The organism is Tardiphaga sp. vice304 (assembly GCF_007018905.1).
In the GTDB taxonomy this organism is placed as follows: domain Bacteria; phylum Pseudomonadota; class Alphaproteobacteria; order Rhizobiales; family Xanthobacteraceae; genus Tardiphaga.
The window spans coordinates 5,714,027-5,733,756 of sequence record NZ_CP041402.1; the positions used below are offsets into that span (position 1 = coordinate 5,714,027).

Consider the following 19,730-nt stretch of genomic DNA (forward strand, 5'->3'; position numbering starts at 1 on the left):
GAGCTGAAACAGATACTTGACGCCTAGTTTAACATCGAAATCCGCGATGAGGGATCTGTTCCACTAACTTTGCCGACCGGACATAACGCATCAACGGACTATGCAACTGAGGTGGTCCCGGTCGTCTGAACAGATTTTCCGCGTCGATAAGTGGAGCTTCCGCCGGGGTTAGGCTGCCATGCGGATGGGCAGCGGGTTGAAGTAGGCCTGATCGGGTGTTCGCCCGTCAAGACTCGAATGCGGCCTTTGGCCATTGTAAAAGTCCAGATACCGACCGATCGATTGTCGCGCCTCGTCGACGCTGTCGTAGGCCCGCAGATAGACTTCCTCGTATTTGACGCTGCGCCACAATCGTTCGACGAACACGTTGTCCCGCCAGGCGCCTTTGCCATCCATGCTGATGGCGATGCCGTTGTCGGCAAGCACGCCGGTGAAGGCCTGGCCGGTGAACTGCGAACCCTGGTCAGTGTTGAATATCTCCGGCTTGCCGTGACGCGCCAAAGCATCCTGCAGCGTCTCGATGCAGAACGCGGCTTCCATGGTGATCGATAGCCGCCATGACAGCACCCGGCGGGTCGCCCAGTCGAGCACTACGGCGAGATAGACGAAGCCACGTGCCATCGGAATGTAGGTGATGTCCGTCGCCCAGACATGGTTCGGTCGCGTAATCTCCATGCCGCGCAGCAGATACGGATAGATCTTGTGGCCGGGCTCGGGTTTGGTGGTGCGCGGACGTCGATAGATGGCCTCTATCCCCATTCGCTTCATCAGCGTCTTCACATGCCGGCGGCCGATCTGGCACCCCTCGGCAGCCAGCAGGCCGCGCAACATCCGCGACCCGGCGAAGGGAAACTCCAGATGCAGCCGATCCAGGCGCTGCATGATCGCGAGATCGGTGGCGGACACCGGACGCGGCAGATAATAGACACTGCCGCGGCTGATCTTCAAAACCTCCGTCTGCTTTGTGATCGACAGATCGTGATTACGGTCGATCATCGTCTTGCGCTCAGCAATCCCGCCTTGGTGAGCGCGCCTTCTAAAAAATCGTTCTCCAGGGTCAGCTCTCCGATCTTGGCGTGCAGCGATTTGACATCGACGGCCGGCTCCGTCGGCGCCGTGCCTCCCGGCCCGAACACCCCGGAAGCGGCGCCCTCCAGTTGTGCCTTCCAGGTCGTGATCTGGTTCGGGTGAACGTCAAAATGCTCGGCCAGTTGGGTGATCGTGCGATCGCCCTTGATGGCGGCCAGTGCCACCTTGGCCTTGAAGCCCGGTGTGTGGTTCCGGCGCGGTCGTCTGCTCATGATCTCTCCTGTGCGCGGCGATTATCGCTGCTGTCAGGCAGAAACTCCACTTATCGTCCTGTGCAGATTTCCGGGGCCGGCTCTCGCAACATGATCAGCGCTACAATCACTAGTAGGTTGCCACGTTAGAGACGGATAGCTTTGTATATTGAGCTTTTATTTCTTCATGCGCGAGCAGCGTAACCAGTACGATGCCCATATTGGCACCATGATCACCGGTGTGCTCGCCGTTGGGCTTTCTGGATTGAGGTCAGACTTTCTTTGGATGAAACACCCTAACCGGTCCGAAACCCCTACCCCTCAGAATTTTGACCACCCCCCCCGAAGGCAGGCCGCACCAAGAACGCGAGCGATCGCCAAAGCCGCATGCGCCACTAAGGTGCGATAAGTTTTCTTTTGGCTTCCCAGTGGGGTCGCCGTTGCTCGAAACCGCGTGGAATGCTCCAGGCGGACCTCCCGATACTTAAAATCGAGCCGCGCAACCGCGCCGTCAGAACGACGCCGACGGCTTTGCATGATGCGCAGATAGTGCTGCCAGCCGCCGCGCTGGCACCGCGCGGCAAGCAATTAAAACCGCCGACCCGCGACGCCATCGCTCGCACATCTTCTTCCTTTTGCGCACACTCACTCGTGCGCCGAGCGTTAGCACGCACAGTTAGCTTGCCTGCCAATCGTTCAAAATGTGGTCAGGCTTGACTGGCCAGCTCTTTGATGTTTGCTCGTGGCTCTGCGATAATCTCAAGATTATGTGTCACAGTATATTGGGAAAGACGAAAATGCTTGAGAAGCTTACGACCAACCAAAAGAAATCTGTCTGGATCAACCTCGATATGATCGTCAGAATGGAATCGATTAACGTGCAGGACGGCTACCCATCCACTCAGCTTTTTTTGTTTGTCGGCGGCAGTGTCGATGTCTTTGAAAGCCCCGAGGAGATCGCCATACTCGCAAATTTTCAAGGCTATGAAGACGATGGGTCCGACGATGGTATTCCAGAGGACAAGCACTGAGCTGCCGACTTCGATTTGGTAACCTGGCCGTTAGAGAGAAATGAATATGAGAATATCGACCGACATGCCCGTCATTTAGTCACAAAAAAGTGGAATTGACCTGAGTGCGCTGCCCGCAGCGGGCTGCCGACTCTGAGCAACAGAACAAGACAGGATGCCAAATGAGGCGCACACCTTTCGACCCGAGTACGGACGAAATGCCATCAGTCATAGCGGCGGCTTTCGCTACGACACCGTTGCTCGGAATCCCTCAATTGGCGCGTCTATTGCCTATGGATCCTGAAACGCTTCGCCGACATGTTGTGACAGGTAACCTAGTCGGTCGGATAAAGGGATTTGGCATTAAGAAACCAAGGCGCGTGTTTACGATCTACGACATAGCGCGGTTTCTGGCCAAATTGGTAGAGCCGACGCCATCTCAGTCGATCGCTGTCCTGACACAAACATTTTCTCGGCCGATGTCCGGTCCAAGGTCTGTAGGCTTTGCAGGCCCACGGATCAAACGAACGAATATACAACTTCCGAAGCCAAGAAAGAGAAAGACCTTAAAGCCAGAACAATCGGCGACAATATCGGATTAACGTCAGCGCATGACCGCCTCCGTCATCGTCGCTTTACGAGGTCTCACTTCAGCCGCAGCACGTACAGATGACTTTCTGCATTGAGCTTCGTAAGGTGCCTACGTTCATCCAGAATCGTCACATAGGGTCCAGCGCGCTCTGATCGACGAGCAAGCTTCGCTTTCGCTCGCCAAGCCCCTTTCTTTCGAACTGAATCTCTTGAACCGTCCTAAGATATTTGCCAGCAGGCAATACAGTTTGTTCAGCCCTCCAATTTCTTTGAAAGGTCGACAAGCTGAACGCTCTCCAATTGCGGGTCCATTATTTGGCACCAACCGAGCAGCTTTTCGCCAAACTTAGCGGTGACCGCATTGCAGAAAAAGCGGCTTTCAAATCCAATGTACAGGGTTTCTTCCGATTCAGAGATGATTGAAGCTTTAGAAAACCATGAGCGATACAACGCGTCGCCAATGTCAGCGAAGATGATCGGCATGAGAGGACCGAGTCCATTGCCCGCGATCGGCTCCTTGGCAGGAAGAGGGTTCTTCTTCGAAGAAGAAGTAAGAGTAGGCTTGCACTTGGCTGCGACCTTTGACGAAGCAGATTGCAAGCTTCGTTCCCAGAGGAGGTCGCAACGGGCTGCGAAATTCTTGTTAGCATTGGACGTAGCCACCGGTGCTCGCGCGTACGCGGGCAGATAGATATTCGCAACTCCCTTACCACCGGCGGCCCGAAACTCAATTTTGGCACCACTTGCCGTCTTGCGTGTCCCAATTCCAAACTCACGGCGCTTAATTATAACGTATCCACGACGTTCAAGCTCCTTGCTTGCGGTCCAAGCAGTCCGTTCGCAGACCTGCAGCGTCCTGGCTAACGTTTCGAGTGTGAGAAAGGCTTGACCGCTATGTCGGTTGAAATGGGAGCCGATGACGCAGGCGCATCGAAATGCCGCGTGAGATAGCAAGCTATCCAGCGCCATTACATCCATCCACTCAGTACACAACTGTTTGGATATCAGGATTTTTGATCCAACCGACTTCGGCGCAATCACCACTTGATCTGCTGCCGGCAAAACTACGATTGACTTCATGCTGCACGAATGGCGGAAGCAGCAGAACTGACCGTGTTGGCCGTGAGCCAAATCGTCAAATCCTTAGAGCGGTAACGAATCATGCGGCCGGCACGAATATATGACGGGCCGACCCCTTTAATTCGCCAATTCTGAAGCGTGCGGGGCGACACCTTGAGACGCTTTGCCGCCGTTGCCTCCATGAGGAGGTGATCAAATTCTTCAGTGTAGCGCGACAATCAGGATGAGAATCCCGCGACAATCAGGATGAGAATGCGCCGCTGCTGGGGTGACGAAGGGAGGGCGTAGCCCGACCGGAGGCACCCCAGCAGCGGCGTGTCGGCCCGAAGGGGCCTCATTGGCGGTAACGGCGGCTGGTAAAGCATCGGCTTCTCCTTCGAGAGGACCAGTGCTTTGGCCGGCCGGCATGTCACCGATCAACAAATGAGGCTTTTCATGAGCTTGCGTCGCAACCATTCGCCAGCCGTCGCCGCTGCAAAGGCTGGTTTCAGCACCTCCGCCGCCTACCGATACGAGAAGGATCCCCGACTTCCGACCCAGAAGAAGGCGCGCCGCGCACGCCGTCGAGCCGATCCGTTCATCGACGTTTGGGAGAACGAAGTTCTGCCGATACTGAGGGCCGCCCCCGGATTGCGGCCGATCGCCGTGTTCGAGGAACTATGCCGGCGGCATCCGGAACTGGGTTCTGGAACGCGGCGGACGCTCGAGCGGCGCATTCGGGCATGGCGGGCGGTGAACGGGCCGGATCGGGAGGTGATCTTCCGTCAGGAACATCCGCCGGGTCGCATGGGGTTGTCGGACTTCACCGAGGTCGCCGATCTCGGCGTCACCATTGCGGGCCAGTTGCTGGACTGCCGGCTCTATCACTTCCGGCTGCCTTTCTCCGGCTTCGAACACGCCCACGTCGTGCTCGGTGGCGAAAGCTTTGTCGCGCTGGCGGAAGGCTTGCAGAACGCGCTGTGGTCGCTGGGCGGGGTTCCGGAGCAGCACCGCAGCGACAGCCTGTCGGCCGCGTTCCGCAATCTCGGAGCCGATGCCAAGGAGGATTTGACGACGCGCTATGAGGCGTTCTGCGGCCATTACGGCATGACGCCGACCCGCAACAATCCCGGCGTATCGCATGAGAACGGCTCGATCGAAAGTGCGCATGGCCATCTCAAGAGAGCGCTGGCCGATGCCCTGCTGCTGCGTGCCTCACGCGACTTCGACGATCTTGCGGCCTGGCGGGGTTTTGTCGACGAGATCGTTGGCCGCGGCAACGCGCGCAATGCCAAGCGTATCGATCAGGAGCGGACGGCGCTGAAGAAACTGCCGGTGCGCAAGACCGCCGATTATGAGGAGGTCAACGTCGACGTCACGACCTCCAGCGCCTTCACGTTGCGCAAGGTGTTTTACTCGGTCCCATCCCGCCTGATCGGTCACCGGCTGCGCGTACGTCTTTATGACGACCGGCTCGAATGCTTCCAGGGCGCCACGCACATCATCACCTTGCGACGCGGGCGAACCCAGCCCAACGGCAAACACGGCCACGTCATCGACTATCGCCATGTCATCCATTCGCTGCGCCGCAAACCGATGGCGCTGCTCAATCTGGTCTATCGCGACCAGTTGTTCCCCCGCCGCGTCTACGCCCGTGCGTTCGACGCCTTGCTCGCCGGCATTGGCGAAAGACCAGCCTGCCGTGCCATGGTCGGGCTTCTGGCGCTCGCACATGAACGGGCCTGCGAGGCGGAGCTCGGTGCCGTGCTGCAAGCCACGCTCGACGACGGCATCCTGCCGGATCTCAAGGCGCTGATCGAACGCTTCCGACCGAAGGGCATGGCACTACCGGTCGTCGTCGTCACGCTGCCCTCGCTCGCTATCTACGACCAGATTGCCGCGGCTGTGGGAGAAGCCGCATGAACGCGACCGTCAAGATCGACGCCGCCCGTGTCGAATTGCTGCTCAGCGAACTGCGTCTGCCCGGCATCAAGCTGATCTGGGCCGCCCTGGCGGAAACCGCCGATAAGGAAGGCTGGCCCGCCGCCCGCTTCCTGGCGGCCCTGGCTGAACAGGAGATGGTGGAGCGAAACCGTCGTCGCTTCGAGCGTCATCTGGATGAAGCCCGCCTGCCGCCGGGCAAGACCCTCGCTGCATTCGACTTCGATGCCGTGCCGATGATCTCAAAGGCGCAGGTGCAGGCTCTCGCCGCCGGTGACGCCTGGCTCGACAAGGGCGCCAATCTGTTGTGTTTTGGTCCCCCTGGCGGCGGCAAATCGCATCTGGCAGCGGCGCTCGGCATGGCCCTGATCGAAAACGGTTGGCGCGTGTTGTTCACCAGAACCACCGATCTCGTGCAAAAGCTCCAGATCGCGCGCCGCGATCTCACGCTTGAAGCGGCGATCGCCAAACTCGACAAATATCACCTGCTGATCCTCGACGATCTGGCCTATGTGACCAAGGATCAAGCGGAGACCAGCGTTCTGTTCGAGTTGATCAGCGCTCGCTACGAACGCCGCTCGATGCTGATCACCGCCAATCAGCCATTCGGTGAATGGGGAAAAATCTTCCCGGATCAAGCTATGACCCTCGCGGCGATCGACCGCCTCGTCCATCACGCCACGATCCTCGAAATGAATGTCGACAGCTATCGCCGGAAAGAGGCTCTCGACAAGGCTCGTGGAGCCGGACGACCGCCAACGCGCGCGACAATCAAAGCGTCATCCTGATTGTCGCTCCACGACAATCAACTCTACAGCACGCGATTATCGCTTGCGTTATCGTCAGGCCGCGACAATCATCCCCACGCCGCGACCGCTAAATTGCCATCCTGATTGTCGCGCTTCCCATCCAGATTGACGCGCTACACTTCAGTTTTATCCGTTGCCATTTTCTGTGCTCACTTCGAGTGCGATGCGAGCATGATTGGCGGGAACAGCGTACGCCTGGTATGGACAAAGCTGGACAGCAACTGGTCAAATGAGGACAACAACGCTAGCGGTCATACTTCTTAGGGCCTAAGTAGCGACTGATCGATTTGGCCGAGACTACTGAAAGTTTGTTTGCTTTCTGCCAGTTTGCGATTTGCTCGGCGCGCAGGACGTCGGTTACCCCTTTTGGTATCCCGTCCGGCCATATCGCCTTGATGGCTGTATGCGTACTTACCTCTTTAGCGGTCACCCGTTTGCGCACGATTTTGCCAATGGCCGGTTCGCCGCCGCCCTCTCGCTCGGCGGTGTGGGCGCCGAGTGTCAAAATTCCATCGGAGCGACTGACTTTTTTGACCGATGGCCCCCAGACCCCGGTTGCGGATTGCGTCTCTGCTGTCAGGACAATGCCGGTCCAAAGCGTTGTCGTCGTATTACCCGCCTCTTCACACAGCTCGTTCTCACCGATCTCGATTGAAGCCCCGCCTTTTTTCCACTGCGCCGCGTCAATTGCGCCCGGGGTGCCGGTTCGCACACAAGTCCCGTGAGCAGTCAACTCGCCCGCTGACAAAAGCGCCCTCAAAGCCTGAAGGCGATCGACCAGCACATTCGCCAGGTCAACATGCGCAGACGAAGCTCTTGGAAGATTTCGGCTGAATTCAATGGAGAGTGCGCGCACAAAACGGGAGGAGAACTCCGCGGGATCCTCGTCGAGCAGCCAATGTCGGCTTTTAAAGGGTCCGGGACAAAATCCGCTTTTTAGCGACGCAAGATCAACTGCGCCTAAGAACCGGCTCCGGGCGATCACTTCCGGATCGTCTAAGATGTATCTATGGAAAACCTCAGAAAGTGCGAGTGTATCGCATTTTTCCGCTGCCTCGGATGAGTTGAGGACGGGGTACACGCGAACAGCCCAGATATTCTCTGCGAGCCGCTCGCGATGTCGGAGGGTGGAGCCGGCCCAATCAACAATCTTAAAATCCAGAAGGTCTTCGGGTAACATAACAGACCGATTGGCCCCGTCAGGTTCGCGCGCCCCCGTGACCACAAGGCGGCCACTGAAAAAATAGGCGAATAACTCTGCTTCGAGGTTTGCGAGTTGGCCTGCCGTAAACGTTGGTGTGCCAGCATGTCTAGCGGTTGATGGCTTTCCCGCGAGGGGACTTGATTTCAAGTCTGGCCATCCCGCTGAAACGCCAGCGTGCTGTGCGGCATCGATGAGTTGCCAACCGACCGAACTGCGTAGCTGCTGCATCACGTCATCCCCAAGATCAAGCAATTCGAGTCCCACCACATTGAAGCGGCAAGTTCGGTGCGAATCACTGTGCTAAAACTGACAAATGATTGGCTTCCAGCCCTAGCACTGATCTCGTCGAGCGCCTTTGTCGTTCATTGCGTACGCTGAACTACTCCCTCGTGCGCTCGCAGATAAAAATGACTGGAGTGTTTGGCCGCCCGCAGCTCTCACTGCCCCATCATGACAATCAACGCGATCAGCAATTACTGTGGCCTGGGCGAACTCGCCGAGATTTTGGGGCTCGGCCTTCAGCGTCTTAATGCCCGCAAGTCCAGTCTCATTTCGCCAGCAAATCGAGATTCTCCGCTCGACTTCGAGCCCGGGTCGCACGGTCATGTCGCGCGTGAACGCGAGGAAATCAGCACGTGAATGACACCGTTTTGAGCCAATTGGCGGCCCTGAAGGGCGCATCTGCCCTGGTTTTGAAGGCAAAGTGGCGGGAGCTGTTTAACAGCGAGCCGCCCCAGTATAACCGCCGCTTTTTGGAAAGCCGTCTCGCCTACCGGATCCAGGAGCTGGCCTACGGCGGGCTCGGCCGCGAGACCCTCGACCGGCTTCGCGCCATGGCCAAGCAGTATGATGCCAAGACCGTCGCCGATCGGAAAGCCCGACCTGTTCACCGCCCGATCGCCGGCACCCAGTTGATCCGAGAGTGGCAGGGCATATCGCACTGCGTGACTGTACGTGTCGACGATTTCGAATATCTCGGGCGGCCGTATAAGTCGCTGTCATCGGTGGCCCACCAGATCACCGGCACCAAGTGGAATGGCTGGGTGTTCTTCGGCCTGAAGAATCACCAGGTGAAATCATGAAGAACCGCCGCAACAATTCTAGCGCAAGCGATTTTGAGGCTTTCGGCGACGAGGATGATCGGCCGCTTCGTGGCGCTCCCGTCGCACCGGTCCGTAAGTTTCGTTGCGCCGTCTATACCCGCAAGTCGAGCGAAGAGGGCCTGGAGATGCAGTTTAACTCCCTCGATGCCCAGCGCGATGCCGGCGAGGCCTATATCGCGAGCCGGAAGACGAAGGGTTGGACGCTCGTTCCGGACCGCTACGACGATGGCGGCATTTCGGGCGGGACGAATGACCGTCCGGCTCTCAAGCGGCTGATGGCCGACATTGAGGCCGGCCAGTTGGACGTGGTCGTGGTCTATAAAATGGACCGTCTGTCTCGCTCAATGTTCGGCTTTCTCCAGATGGTCGACGTTTTTGGCAAGCAGAACACCACCGTTGTCTCCATTACCGAGACCTTCGACTCACGGACCGCGATGGGTCGCATGACCTTGAACATGCTGCTGACCTTTGCCCAATTTGAGCGTGAGCAGACGGGCGACCGCATCCGGGACAAGGTGGCCGCCTCCCGCAAAAAGGGCATGTGGATGGGCGGCTGGACGCCACTCGGATATGAGGTCCAGGACCGCAAGCTCATTATTCACAAGGAAGATGCTGACAAGGTCCGGGGCATCTTCAAGCGCTTCTTGGTCTTGAAGTCTGCAACGTTGCTGGCGCGGGAGCTGGTTCTTGCGGGGGCAACCAACCGATACGGCCACCTCCTGGACAAGGGCGTTCTCTATAAGCTCCTCAGCAACCGGGTTTACATTGGCGAGGCCGTCCACAAGGGCACGTCGTATCGCGGCGAGCACCAGCCGATTGTTGACGCCAAGCTCTGGGACCAGGTTCACTCTCTCATGAAGACCAGCCCCCGCAAGCGGGCTGCCAGCGCCAAGGCACAGACCCCGGCGATTCTGAAGGGGCTGCTGTTCGGTCCAGATGGTGCTGCCATGTCGCCTACTCACACCCGGAAGGGCGGCCGGCTCTACCGCTATTACATCAGCCAGAGCGTCATCAAGCGCGGCACCGACGCCTGCCCGGTTCGCCAGGTCCCCGCCGCGGAGATCGAACGGATCGTCATTGAACAGATCCGGTCGCTTCTGCTGTCGCCAGAGATCGTCGTCGCCACTTGGCGCGCCACACAGAAGGCTGACAAGGGCGTTAGTGAGAACGACGTCCGTAGCGCGCTGATCGAATTCGAGCCGCTCTGGGCCGAGCTGTTTCCCGCTGAGCAGGCCCGCATCATCGAGCTCCTCGTCGAGCGGGTCGACGTCAGCCCCACGGGCATCGACCTCCTTCTGCGGGTCGCCGGCCTAACCTCCCTTTGCAGCGAGCTCCGCGGCACCACGACGTCGCAGGAAGAAGCAGCATGACCACTCAGCAGAACCTCATTGTCGGCAAATCGCGCCGTCCGACTCTCAGCCGAGACGGCCGGACCATCTCTGTCCACATCCCGATCACATTACGCCACCAGGGCGGCCGCAAACAGGTCGTGACGCCTGCCGATGCAGCGCCCTGGATCCCGCGCGCTAGCCGGATCGACAGCACCTTGGTCAAAGCGGTCGTACGCGCCCATCGTTGGCGGGACATGTTGGAGTCCGGCCGGCATGCCACCGTCCGGGATTTGGCAAAAGCGGAAAGCATCAACGAGTCCTACCTCAGCCGGATGTTACGGCTAACACTGTTGGCGCCGGATATCATCCAATCGATCCTTGAAGGGCATCAGTCCGAAGGGCTCGAGCTTGATGGGCTGCTTGGACCCCTTCCACTGAATTGGGCCCAACAGCACGCTCAACTGCTGGAAAAATAGCAAGCGGTCGATAAAATTCCCTCTCGACCGCCCAACGATCCAATCTCGATAGCCAACGAGAGAACCGCGCCGATCGAATGTTATGGAATGCGTATTGGAAGATCTCGAGCAAGCGCGTCAGGGAGACCGAGCGTATCGAAATCATCATGGTGAAGCGGGGCGTGCCGCCTGACACCACCGCCTGCATCTTCTGCTCCGGAACCCAGCAAGGTTGAATGGCGTGCACGGCATGAAGCCCCACAGAAGGGCTATGATGACGCCAACGTGCGCTCGTCCTTCTCGAAGAAGTCGGCGATTTCTGCTTCAGTGGCGCCGAGGCGGCAGAGCTTCGCGGCCTGGTCTGCGTACTCAGAGGCTGACTGAAAAAGAAGCTGAGTGATTTCAGCCAGTTGTGATTCCTTCGGATTTGCGAAGATTCGAGGGAGAGCACGATGGTCTGGACTGAAATCACCCGCCGACACTATAGGCGGGCGAGCTTGCGATATGAAAGCGATACGACGGATGCCGAGTGGTTTGTGATGGAGCCGCTTCTGCCGCCTGCTTCGGCGCTCGGTCGCCCGCGTGCGACAGATATGCGAACGGTGATGGATGCGATCCTGTATATTGCGTCGACCGGCTGCCAATGGCGGCAGTTGCCCAAGGATTTCCCGCCCTACTCGACGGTGCAGGGCTATTTCTACGCGTGGTCGCGCGGCGGACTGTTTGCGTCGCTGAACTACACGCTCGTGATGGCCTCGCGCGAGGCGGCTGGCCGAGAGGCGAGCCCAACGGCCGGAGTGATTGACAGCCAGTCGGTGAAAACCACGGAAAGCGGCGGCCCCCGGGGCTATGATGCAGGTAAGAAAATCAAGGGCCGCAAGCGCCACATCGTCACCGACACGCAAGGAAACTTGGTCGGGCTGGTCGTGCACGAAGCCAGCATTCAGGACCGTGATGGTGCCCCGTGCGTTCTTGCTTCGATACGTTATCGCTATCCGTGGCTGCGCCATATTTTTGCCGATGGTGGCTATGCCGGAGATAAGCTGCGTCAAGCTTTGAAGCGCATCGGCAATTGGACGATAGAAATCATAAAACGATCCGACAGGGAGCAGGGCTTCGAAATCCTACCGCGCCGATGGGTCGTCGAACGAACGTTCGGATGGCTCGGTCGCTGCCGCAGATTGGCAAAGGACTTCGAGACCACAATCGCCAGCGCCGTTGCCTGGGCGTTCGTCGCTCACATTCGCGTCCTTATAAGACGGCTTGCAAAAGCCTGAAATCAAACGAATTCATTATGAGTCAGACTCTCAGGGAAATAGTCGGACGGGCGCCCGGCCTTGCGGGCGATGTTCTAGGCCACCAGCCGATAATATGACGTAACTTGCGACTTGGCTCTTGCTGTCGTAGTGGCCGGCTTCCATATTGCAATTATTGCGGCATTCAGGATCGGCGACCAGTCTGTGATTGATCAAAAGAATTTCTTTCAAAGTATCAAGAAGCGACCGAATGACTTCCTTATCATTCACTATTCGACGGAGAGCCTATACGACGCAGGCCTGCAGGGTTTGTCGCCGCGCATAACATCAGTTGTTGTGACGCACTACGGCGCCGGTCAGACGCATAGCTTTGCCATCCACACGGCAGCAGAGCAGCTTGGCATCCCGAAGAACCAGGTTGTCGCCAATTACGACGCTATTGAATCTCGCCTGCTCACCGATTTCTATGACTTCGTCAAGACTGCGAAGGACAAGCACTGGGTTCACTGGCAGATGAAGAGCGTCAAGTTTGGCTTCGAGCATCTGGAGCATCGTTTCAGGTATCTTACGAAAAACTCTCCGCCCCTGATTCCGGTAGAGAATCGAGTTAGCCTCGTCGATTGTCTGCGCTACAAGTACGGCGATGATTTCGCGCCCCATCCGCAGATGAAGAGCTTCATGAAACTGCAGGGAGACCTACCCCGCAGCTTCCTCATGGGTGACGAGGAATCGGCCTGCTTCGGTCGCATGGAATTCGTTCAGATGAACGCGTCAACCATCAGCAAGGTGCAGTTCTTCGCTTATTCCATCTCCCTCGCCGTGAAGGGGAAACTCAGGACGGCCGGAAAGAGCGTTGTTCTTTACGTGGATCGCCTTCTGGAGGACCGGTACGCGCGCCTGCTAACTTTCACCGGCTCAGTATGCGGATTCGTCTACCTCGTTCTCCGCGTGACCGGCATTACTCAATGACCGGCGCGGCGCCGTGTAGTGCCTGCCTTGCGTCCGCGGGCTTCCCACGTTTCAAGGATGAAATGCGACATCGTGTGCGCTGCGTGTACAGCAAGCCGCGCGTGCCGTCCCTCAATTCTGTACTTCTTGTTTTCGTGGCCGTGCGCAGACCCTTCATGAGTGCGAAGCGCTCCGACCCCCGCGGTAATGCTGAACAGCCCGGACAGGATCTGTTTCAGGTCGTCGTCGGCCATTTGCCCTGGTGACAGTCCGAGGTGCTTGGCAACTTCGGTCCATAGCGGGGCAATGGTCTGCTTGTTGGGAAGCGGAATACTCTCGGTTTCGAGATAGTGCTTGCAGACAGCCTCGACGATCGCGCATGCGGCCGTCACGGCGGCGCCGGGATCTGAAACGATCGTCGAATATGCGCGCTGGTATTCGATATCAACCGCGGCCATGCCGTCCGACTTCAGAAGCTCGGCGAGTGATTTCGACGGCCCCTTCAGATTGCCACCAACCATATGACCACCGCGCAGATACGACAGCTGCTCTTTACCGAGAGATGTCTGGATACGGTCGCGGGCATCCCCATCCTTTGCATATTGCTCAATTCGCCACGGCGTCGGCTCGCCATCCATGAGTTCGGCGATTAGCCGGCCATACAGCATCAACGGATCGCTGCTCTCGCTGTTGGCTCGTCTCATCCACTGTAGGCATTTCTGCGTTTTGTTCCCGTCGGGCGGATCGCCGGGGAAACCGCACTGCATGAAGAGCGCGTCCAATTCTGCGTGCGTATAATGGGAATCGAGGATGGGACCAGTCGTGCCGATCATCGCGGGAGGTATCTGTGCCATTATTAGTGCTTTTCGTTTCAACTACTTAGCGCACGGTGACAACAATCAGTGAATGCGTCACGATTCACCTACGCTCGAAGGCGGATACAAATCAATTAAAAGATGGAGCAATGGCTCCCAGTAATTATCGGCGCGGATTGTCTGCAGGCGGCCTCAATGTGGGATTTTGCCACCTTCCTATCCCCAGACGGCTGCTTCTTGAGCACTGAAGAAGGATACTTCAAGTGGAAATTTTTCGTGACGTCCTTCCGCCATACGTTCGGCACGTTCGATGATGGTTCGATTGGCTTGTGCTCCGGCGTCGCCGTAGATGCTGACGTACAACCTGCCGATTTTGCCGCGCTCTATGAATCGAAGGACATGTTCATCGTTTGGAGCAAGCGAATGACCATATACGAAGACTGCGGATTCCATACCTCGCATAACTTCGGCGAAGCTTTTTAGTGACCGTTGCAGATAACCGCTGTGACGAATGCGAGTGAGTTTGCCTTCCGTGTTTCCCTCCGCCACGAACAGCGGAAACATACCCTCACTGAGCGAGTTGCGGATCTGGTCGACGAGCGGGACGCCTCCTCCGCGCTCCCAGCACAATTTCTGAAGCTCCGGACCATAGTCGTAAAGATGTAGTCCGCCATGCAGGAAATGGATGTTTTGCTTGTTGGCTCCGCCTTCAGCTTCCCAGACAACATAAGGGGCATCGAAATCGTCTGGCGGCGCCCTAAAACCATCGTCATGTGCGAGATCCTCAGGCGGTCGGTCCGGCGCCTCGGCATCGATATGCAGCAGCGTCCAATAAAGGAGCAGGTCGTAGTTGAGCGTATAGATCCTGCCCCTGTAATCCTTTGCTCCGACCCTTGAATCGCCGACGAAGTGACTGAGGAAGTTGCGGCAAGCCGTGTATTGCGCCTCAGTGATATCCGATGGCCGAGCGGGATGCTTTCCCGCGATCGATTGAACGAGGAGTTCTTTTAACGCGGCCGAATGCCCGTCCATCAACGCGCTTGGCGCCTGACCAATCTGATAGACCGGGCTGAGAGCGACGGCATGGCGAAGGGCTTGGATGACAACTTCGAAGTCGGTCGTGTTCAGAGCGTCGAAAGCCGCCCTTGCCTCCGGCGCGCTGGTGAAGTCGGCAGAGGCGAGCAATGAGCGATAATCGAAGCAGTTTGGGAACAGAGCAATGCTGAAGCCATTCCCAAGCAAAAGCTGGCGTTTACAGGTTGCAGTTTCGGCAAGCGCCTGCGCAAACGGGACGAAGCGCGGCATAATAGCCTTAGGGTAGGGGACATGGCCGTAGAAGCAGCACCATAGTTCCACAACCTGAGGTTTGGAATAGGTAATTGGCCTATGTTTGGCGTCCTTTGCGGGACACTCGATCGCGGAGATCGGTTGACGGCGATTCGCCGCTCAGATTGCATGCGCGAGAGGGATTCGAACTGTTTCCAAGGTCATCAACAAGCGACCCTTTAATTGCAGTCCCCTGGAGCCGTACTAAACCGGCGCAGTCCGAAGCTTTGGAGAAAAGCGACGTCTCCAGGCACTGCTCTCCAGAATCGGCGTCTCTCTGGTATGGTGCCCTTTGAAGAAAAGGCCCAATTCGTTGGGCTTTTGGAGCCCTAAGCCCAAGCGGATCAAGCAATTGGTCCGGGAGCTGGCGGAGAGAGTGGGATTCGAACCCACGGTACGGTTTCCCGCACACACGCTTTCCAAGCGTGCGCCTTAAGCCACTCGGCCATCTCTCCCCGCGTGCCCTCTCATGACGGTCCGAGCGATGATTTGCAAGGGACCGCAGGGCCGGGCGACCGGGTTTTTCGCATAGCGTTGAAAATAACGGACGGATCTGCCACCTTGAGTGGCAACGAACGGCGGCCGCTGGTCGCGGCCGCCTGCGGTCAATGGAACCGGTTGCCCACGATGGAGCTGAACGACCGCGCCGGCCAGACGACCGGCGGGTCTTCCGGGGCGAGGTCGCCGCTGGCTTTGGCGCTCGCGGCATGGGCGTTCTGCAGCGCATCGACAAAATCGCTGAACCAGTCCTGGATGGTCCCGGCGCGCAGCTTTGTCATCATGGCTTCCCAGCGCATCCGGCGCTCCGCCAGTGGCATCGAGAACGCCGTGGCGATGGTACGCGCCATGCCGTCGATGTCGTGCGGATTGACCATCAGGGCCGTATCGAGCTCGTTGGCCGCGCCGGCGAATTTCGACAGCACCAGCACGCCGGGATCGACCGGGTTTTGGGCTGCGACATATTCCTTGGCGACCAGATTCATGCCGTCATGCAGCGGCGTCACCAGGCCGACTTGCGCCGTCCGGTACAGGCCGGCGAGCACGGTCTGCGAGAATCCCTTGTTGAGGTAGCGTATCGGCGTCCAGTCGACCTCGCCATGGCGACCATTGACGTCGGAGACCAGCTTGGCGAGCTGATTCTGCAGGTCGCCATAGGCCTCGATCGCGCCGCGCGACAGCGTCGCAATCTGCAGCAGCGACACCGAGCGTTTGAGCTGCGGCTGCAGCGTCAGCATGCGGTCGAATGCCTCGATGCGATTGATGAGGCCCTTGGAATAATCGACGCGATCGACGCCGATCGCCAACTTCTCGCCATTCAGGCTGCGGCGCAGCCGCGATACGTCGGGATGCGACGCCGCCTTGGCGGCATGGGCTGCGAATTTCGCGGGATCGATCCCGATCGGGAACACCGCGCAGCGCGACATGCCGAATTTCGATGCAACGACCCCACCGGCGATATCGAGTCCGAGATCGTTCTCGACGAAAGACAGGAAGTTGTCGCGATCATCATCGGTCTGGAAGCCGATCAGATCGTAGGCGAGCATTGCCTCGACCAGCTCGCGACTATGCGGCACGCCACCGAAGATGTCGCGAGTCGGCCACGGCGTGTGCAGGAAGAAACCGAGCGGATGAGTGACGCCGAGCTCGCGCAGCTCCGCACCCAGCGCCAAGAAATGGTAATCCTGGATCCAGAACACCGTCTCCGGCTTGCGGAAGCGCAGCAGCGCCCGCGCCATGAACGAGTTCACTTCACGATATGATTTGTAATCGTCGTGCGAGGAGCGGATCAGATCGGTGCGGGAATGCAGCGCCGGCCACAGCGCCGAATTGGCGAAACCTTCATAATAGCCGGCATAATGCGCCGCCGGTAGATCCAGCAACGCCAGCGCGCCCTTGCCCAGCGATTCGATTTCGGCGAACGGCTCTTTCTGTGCGCCCTCGCGAACGCGGCCACTCGACCCCACCCAGATCGCGCCGGACTTCTCCACCACCGGCAGCAACGCGGCTGCCAGTCCACCGGTCATCGGCTCAGTGGCCGACGCGCGTGAAACGCGGTTTGAAACGACGACGAGGTTCACTTGAGTGCCCCCTCCCAGATTACAGTCTGATTATAAACGACCGTTCATCATTATGGTTCCTGAACAACATTGGACCCAATTGACGCCAAACTTGGGCGCAGGAGACGGAACCCGCGCCATCTGGCAGGCTGTTGTGATCGCAGAACGAGGTCAGCCGGCAGGTTTGGCGTCCTGCACCAATTGAGACAGCCAGGCGCGCACGTCATTGGGCTCGCCGAAATGTCCGGCCACCCCTTGCGCGTGGCGGCCGACGGAAAATGCCAGGCCGCCCATGCCCGGCATGATCGCGAAGACCGTCTCGTCGGTCACGTCGTCGCCGAGAAACACCGGACGGCGGCCGCTGAACGGCGCATGATTCATCAATTCAATCACGCCGGTCGCCTTGGTGACGCCGGCATATTTGATCTCGCAGACGAACTTTCCCGGCAGCACTTCAAGCGGCGCATTCGGCAGATCGGCGCGAATCGCCGACACGGCGTCGTAGATCGCCTGCTCGGCATGCGGCGCCAGACGGTAATGCAGGGCCAGCGAATAGCCCTTGTCCTCGAGCAGGATGCCAGGGCTGAGCTTGGCGATCGCGGCGAGGCGTCGCTTCAATTCCTTGTCGAGCGGCGGCGCATGGGACGCGACCGATTCGTTCTCCGGCGTCAGTCGCATCTCGGCGCCGTGGCCGCCCACGGCGGGAAACTGCATCGGCGCGAATATCAGGTCGATGTCGTTGATCGAGCGGCCCGACACCAGCGCCATCGCGCCGTTGGTAAGCTGCAGCAGGCGGCCGAGCGCAATCGCCAGTTCCGGCGGCACCCAGACTTCCCGCGGCGTCGGCGCCATGTCGAGCAGCGTGCCATCGATGTCGAGCAGCAGCGCGCATTCATGCAGCGCTGGCATCACGGCGCCGGGCGCGTGGATCGGGTCCTTGACGCGGATATCGGCATCGGCGGGTTTGGCAAGATCGTCTGTCATCGTCATCGTCTACTCCACAACGGCCAGTGGCCGGGCAACGGATTCAAGCGGCTGGCGTTCCGCCGCAACGGCATAGCGCCACCCGATCAGCGCCGCAGCGATCATCAGAAAGGCGCCGAGAAGATAACCGGCAAACACGCTCTGGCGCGAGCCGGTGTCGATCAGCATGCCGAACAAAGCGGGCCCGGCGACACCGCCGACCGCGGTGCCGATCGCGTAGAACACCGCAATCGCCAGCGCGCGGACCTCGATCGGAAAGGTCTCGCTCACCGTCAGATAGGCTGCGCTAGCCGCCGGCGAGGCGAAGAAGAAGATCACCATCCAGGCGATGGTCTGGGTCTGCGCCGTAAAAACACCGATCGAAAAAAAATAGCCGGAGATCGCCAGCAGCACGCCAGAGACGCCGTAGGTGATCGCAATCATCGGCCTGCGGCCCAGCGTATCGAACAGCCGGCCGAGCAGCAGCGGGCCCAGGAAATTACCGGCCGCGAACGGCAGAATGTACCAGCCGACCTGGTTGGAGGCGATGCCGAAGAAATCCGTCAGCACCAACGCATAGGTAAAGAAGATCGCATTGTAGAAGAACGCCTGTGCCGCCATCAATGCGAGGCCGACCAGCGAGCGCTGCCGGTATAGCACGAACAGCGTCTGCGCCACCTCGCGCAGCGGCGTATGGCTGCGCATCGTCAACTTGATCTTCGGCAGCCGCTTGATCGCCTCTGGCGTAGCCACCTGACGAGCCGAAGTTTCGATCTCCGCAACAATGACCTCGGCCCGCTCGGGCTGGCCGTGAATCATCAGCCAGCGCGGGCTTTCCGGAATCCACAGCCGCATCAGCAGCACGAACAGGCCGAGCACTGCGCCGGTGAAATAGGCCGCCCGCCAGCCATAGGATTGCGAAATCGTCGCGGGATCGAGCAGCACGATGGCGCAGACCGCGCCGAGCGCGGCACCGAGCCAGAAGCTGCCATTGATCACCAGATCGGTCCAGCCGCGGTACTTGGCCGGCACCAGTTCCTGGATCGTCGAATTAATCGCGGTGTATTCGCCGCCGATACCGGCGCCGGTGAGAAAACGAAACAGCACGTAGCTCGCCAGATTCCACGAACATGCCGTCGCCGCGGTGGCGCTGAGATACAGCGCCAGCGTGATGAAGAACAGTTTCTTGCGACCGATCCGGTCGGTGAGCCAGCCGAAACCGAGCGCGCCGATCACGGCGCCGGCGAGATAGGCCGAGTTCGAAATCCCGACATCGAAGTTCGAGAACTTCATCGCCGGGTCTTCCTTGAGCGCGCCGGACAAGGCTCCGGCGAGCGTCACTTCCAGCCCGTCGAGAATCCAGGTGATGCCGAGCGCCGTCACCACGCGGGTATGGAATCCGCTCCAGACCAGCGCATCGAGCCGCGATGGAATGTCGGTCTTGATGACGCGTGCACCGGTCGATCCCGTCGGTTGCCCGTGGCCGTGATCGACGCTGCTGAGATTGGCCATGCCGCATTGCTCCGGAGCACTCGATGCTCCCCGTGGCGAGAGCGCGGCAACAAAGAAACGCCCGAAGCCA

The 19,730-nt window shown here is 58.9% G+C and carries 17 protein-coding genes and 1 tRNA gene; 8 read left to right on the plus strand and 10 right to left on the minus strand.

The genetic code is table 11. The annotated features are described in order from the left end of the window. Positions 1-168: 168 nt before the first annotated feature. Positions 169-1,301, minus strand: a protein-coding gene (locus FNL56_RS27165) for an IS3 family transposase (RefSeq protein WP_143582503.1) whose coding sequence is annotated in 2 segments (ribosomal slippage) — positions 169-1,046 and positions 1,046-1,301 — 1,134 coding nt in all. Because the reading frame shifts where the segments join, the coding sequence is not laid out codon by codon here. Positions 1,302-2,077: 776 nt separating this feature from the next. On the opposite strand from FNL56_RS27165, the gene FNL56_RS27170 reads away from it, so the two are divergent. Continuing rightward, on the plus strand, positions 2,078-2,311 hold the full coding sequence (locus tag FNL56_RS27170; RefSeq protein ID WP_143582504.1) for a hypothetical protein: 234 nt from the start codon (positions 2,078-2,080) through the stop codon (positions 2,309-2,311). Between the two features lie 822 nt (positions 2,312-3,133). Here FNL56_RS27170 and FNL56_RS27175 read toward each other — a convergent pair. After that, positions 3,134-3,961, minus strand: coding sequence for a helix-turn-helix domain-containing protein (locus tag FNL56_RS27175; protein WP_143582505.1), 828 nt, complete (start codon positions 3,959-3,961; stop codon positions 3,134-3,136). Continuing rightward, positions 3,958-4,179, minus strand: a complete 222-nt coding sequence (locus FNL56_RS27180) for a helix-turn-helix domain-containing protein (RefSeq protein ID WP_246661613.1) — start codon at positions 4,177-4,179, stop codon at positions 3,958-3,960. Before FNL56_RS27180 ends, FNL56_RS27175 begins: the two co-directional genes overlap by 4 nt. 175 nt (positions 4,180-4,354) lie before the next feature. Here FNL56_RS27180 and istA point away from each other — a divergent pair, with 175 nt between their 5' ends. Together istA and istB are read left to right on the plus strand one after the other, a co-directional pair. Continuing rightward, the gene (istA, locus tag FNL56_RS27185; RefSeq protein ID WP_143581760.1) at positions 4,355-5,863 is read left to right on the plus strand and encodes an IS21 family transposase; all 1,509 of its coding nucleotides are present in this window, start codon (positions 4,355-4,357) and stop codon (positions 5,861-5,863) included. Continuing rightward, positions 5,860-6,669, plus strand: coding sequence for an IS21-like element helper ATPase IstB (gene istB, locus FNL56_RS27190; protein WP_143581761.1), 810 nt, complete (start codon positions 5,860-5,862; stop codon positions 6,667-6,669). Before istA ends, istB begins: the two co-directional genes overlap by 4 nt. Positions 6,670-6,934: 265 nt before the next feature. Here the strand turns inward: istB and FNL56_RS27195 are convergent, their stop codons facing one another. Continuing rightward, positions 6,935-8,146, minus strand: coding sequence for a hypothetical protein (locus FNL56_RS27195; RefSeq protein WP_143582506.1), 1,212 nt, complete (start codon positions 8,144-8,146; stop codon positions 6,935-6,937). A gap of 383 nt (positions 8,147-8,529) precedes the next feature. Here FNL56_RS27195 and FNL56_RS27200 point away from each other — a divergent pair, with 383 nt between their 5' ends. The 5 genes from FNL56_RS27200 (at position 8,530) to FNL56_RS27220 (ending at position 13,008) form a co-directional block, all read left to right on the plus strand. Next, positions 8,530-8,976: a DUF2924 domain-containing protein gene (locus FNL56_RS27200; protein ID WP_143582507.1), complete on the plus strand. Its 447-nt coding sequence runs from the start codon at positions 8,530-8,532 to the stop codon at positions 8,974-8,976. After that, positions 8,973-10,367, plus strand: a complete 1,395-nt coding sequence (locus tag FNL56_RS27205; RefSeq protein WP_143582508.1) for a recombinase family protein — start codon at positions 8,973-8,975, stop codon at positions 10,365-10,367. Before FNL56_RS27200 ends, FNL56_RS27205 begins: the two co-directional genes overlap by 4 nt. Next, positions 10,364-10,804, plus strand: a complete 441-nt coding sequence (locus tag FNL56_RS27210) for a hypothetical protein (RefSeq protein ID WP_143582509.1) — start codon at positions 10,364-10,366, stop codon at positions 10,802-10,804. The genes FNL56_RS27205 and FNL56_RS27210 overlap by 4 nt, the downstream gene beginning before the upstream one ends. Before the next feature lie 431 nt (positions 10,805-11,235). Continuing rightward, a complete protein-coding gene (locus tag FNL56_RS27215; RefSeq protein ID WP_143577461.1) occupies positions 11,236-12,060 on the plus strand; it encodes an IS5 family transposase in 825 nt (274 codons plus the stop codon). Positions 12,061-12,171: 111 nt separating this feature from the next. Then, positions 12,172-13,008 (plus strand): hypothetical protein, encoded by an 837-nt coding sequence (locus tag FNL56_RS27220; RefSeq protein ID WP_143582510.1) that lies wholly within the window; start codon positions 12,172-12,174, stop codon positions 13,006-13,008. On the opposite strand, the gene FNL56_RS27225 is transcribed toward FNL56_RS27220, so the two are convergent. From FNL56_RS27225 to FNL56_RS27250, 6 genes are all read right to left on the minus strand, one after another. Further along, a complete protein-coding gene (locus FNL56_RS27225) occupies positions 13,002-13,820 on the minus strand; it encodes an abortive infection family protein (protein WP_210245448.1) in 819 nt (272 codons plus the stop codon). The two genes, FNL56_RS27220 and FNL56_RS27225, sit on opposite strands and share 7 nt — an antisense overlap. Before the next feature lie 198 nt (positions 13,821-14,018). Then, positions 14,019-15,107, minus strand: coding sequence for a DUF4917 family protein (locus FNL56_RS27230; protein WP_143582512.1), 1,089 nt, complete (start codon positions 15,105-15,107; stop codon positions 14,019-14,021). Positions 15,108-15,493: 386 nt separating this feature from the next. Then, a tRNA-Ser gene (locus FNL56_RS27235) sits at positions 15,494-15,583 on the minus strand. A 150-nt stretch (positions 15,584-15,733) separates the two neighbouring features. Beyond that, positions 15,734-17,206, minus strand: a complete 1,473-nt coding sequence (locus FNL56_RS27240; RefSeq protein WP_168203050.1) for a trehalose-6-phosphate synthase — start codon at positions 17,204-17,206, stop codon at positions 15,734-15,736. 150 nt (positions 17,207-17,356) lie between these two features. Next, positions 17,357-18,169 carry a trehalose-phosphatase gene (otsB, locus tag FNL56_RS27245; protein ID WP_143576417.1) on the minus strand — a complete coding sequence of 271 codons (813 nt, stop codon included), beginning with the start codon at positions 18,167-18,169 and terminating at the stop codon, positions 17,357-17,359. Between the two features lie 9 nt (positions 18,170-18,178). Beyond that, positions 18,179-19,660 (minus strand): MFS transporter, encoded by a 1,482-nt coding sequence (locus FNL56_RS27250; protein WP_143575915.1) that lies wholly within the window; start codon positions 19,658-19,660, stop codon positions 18,179-18,181. Positions 19,661-19,730: the final 70 nt, after the last annotated feature.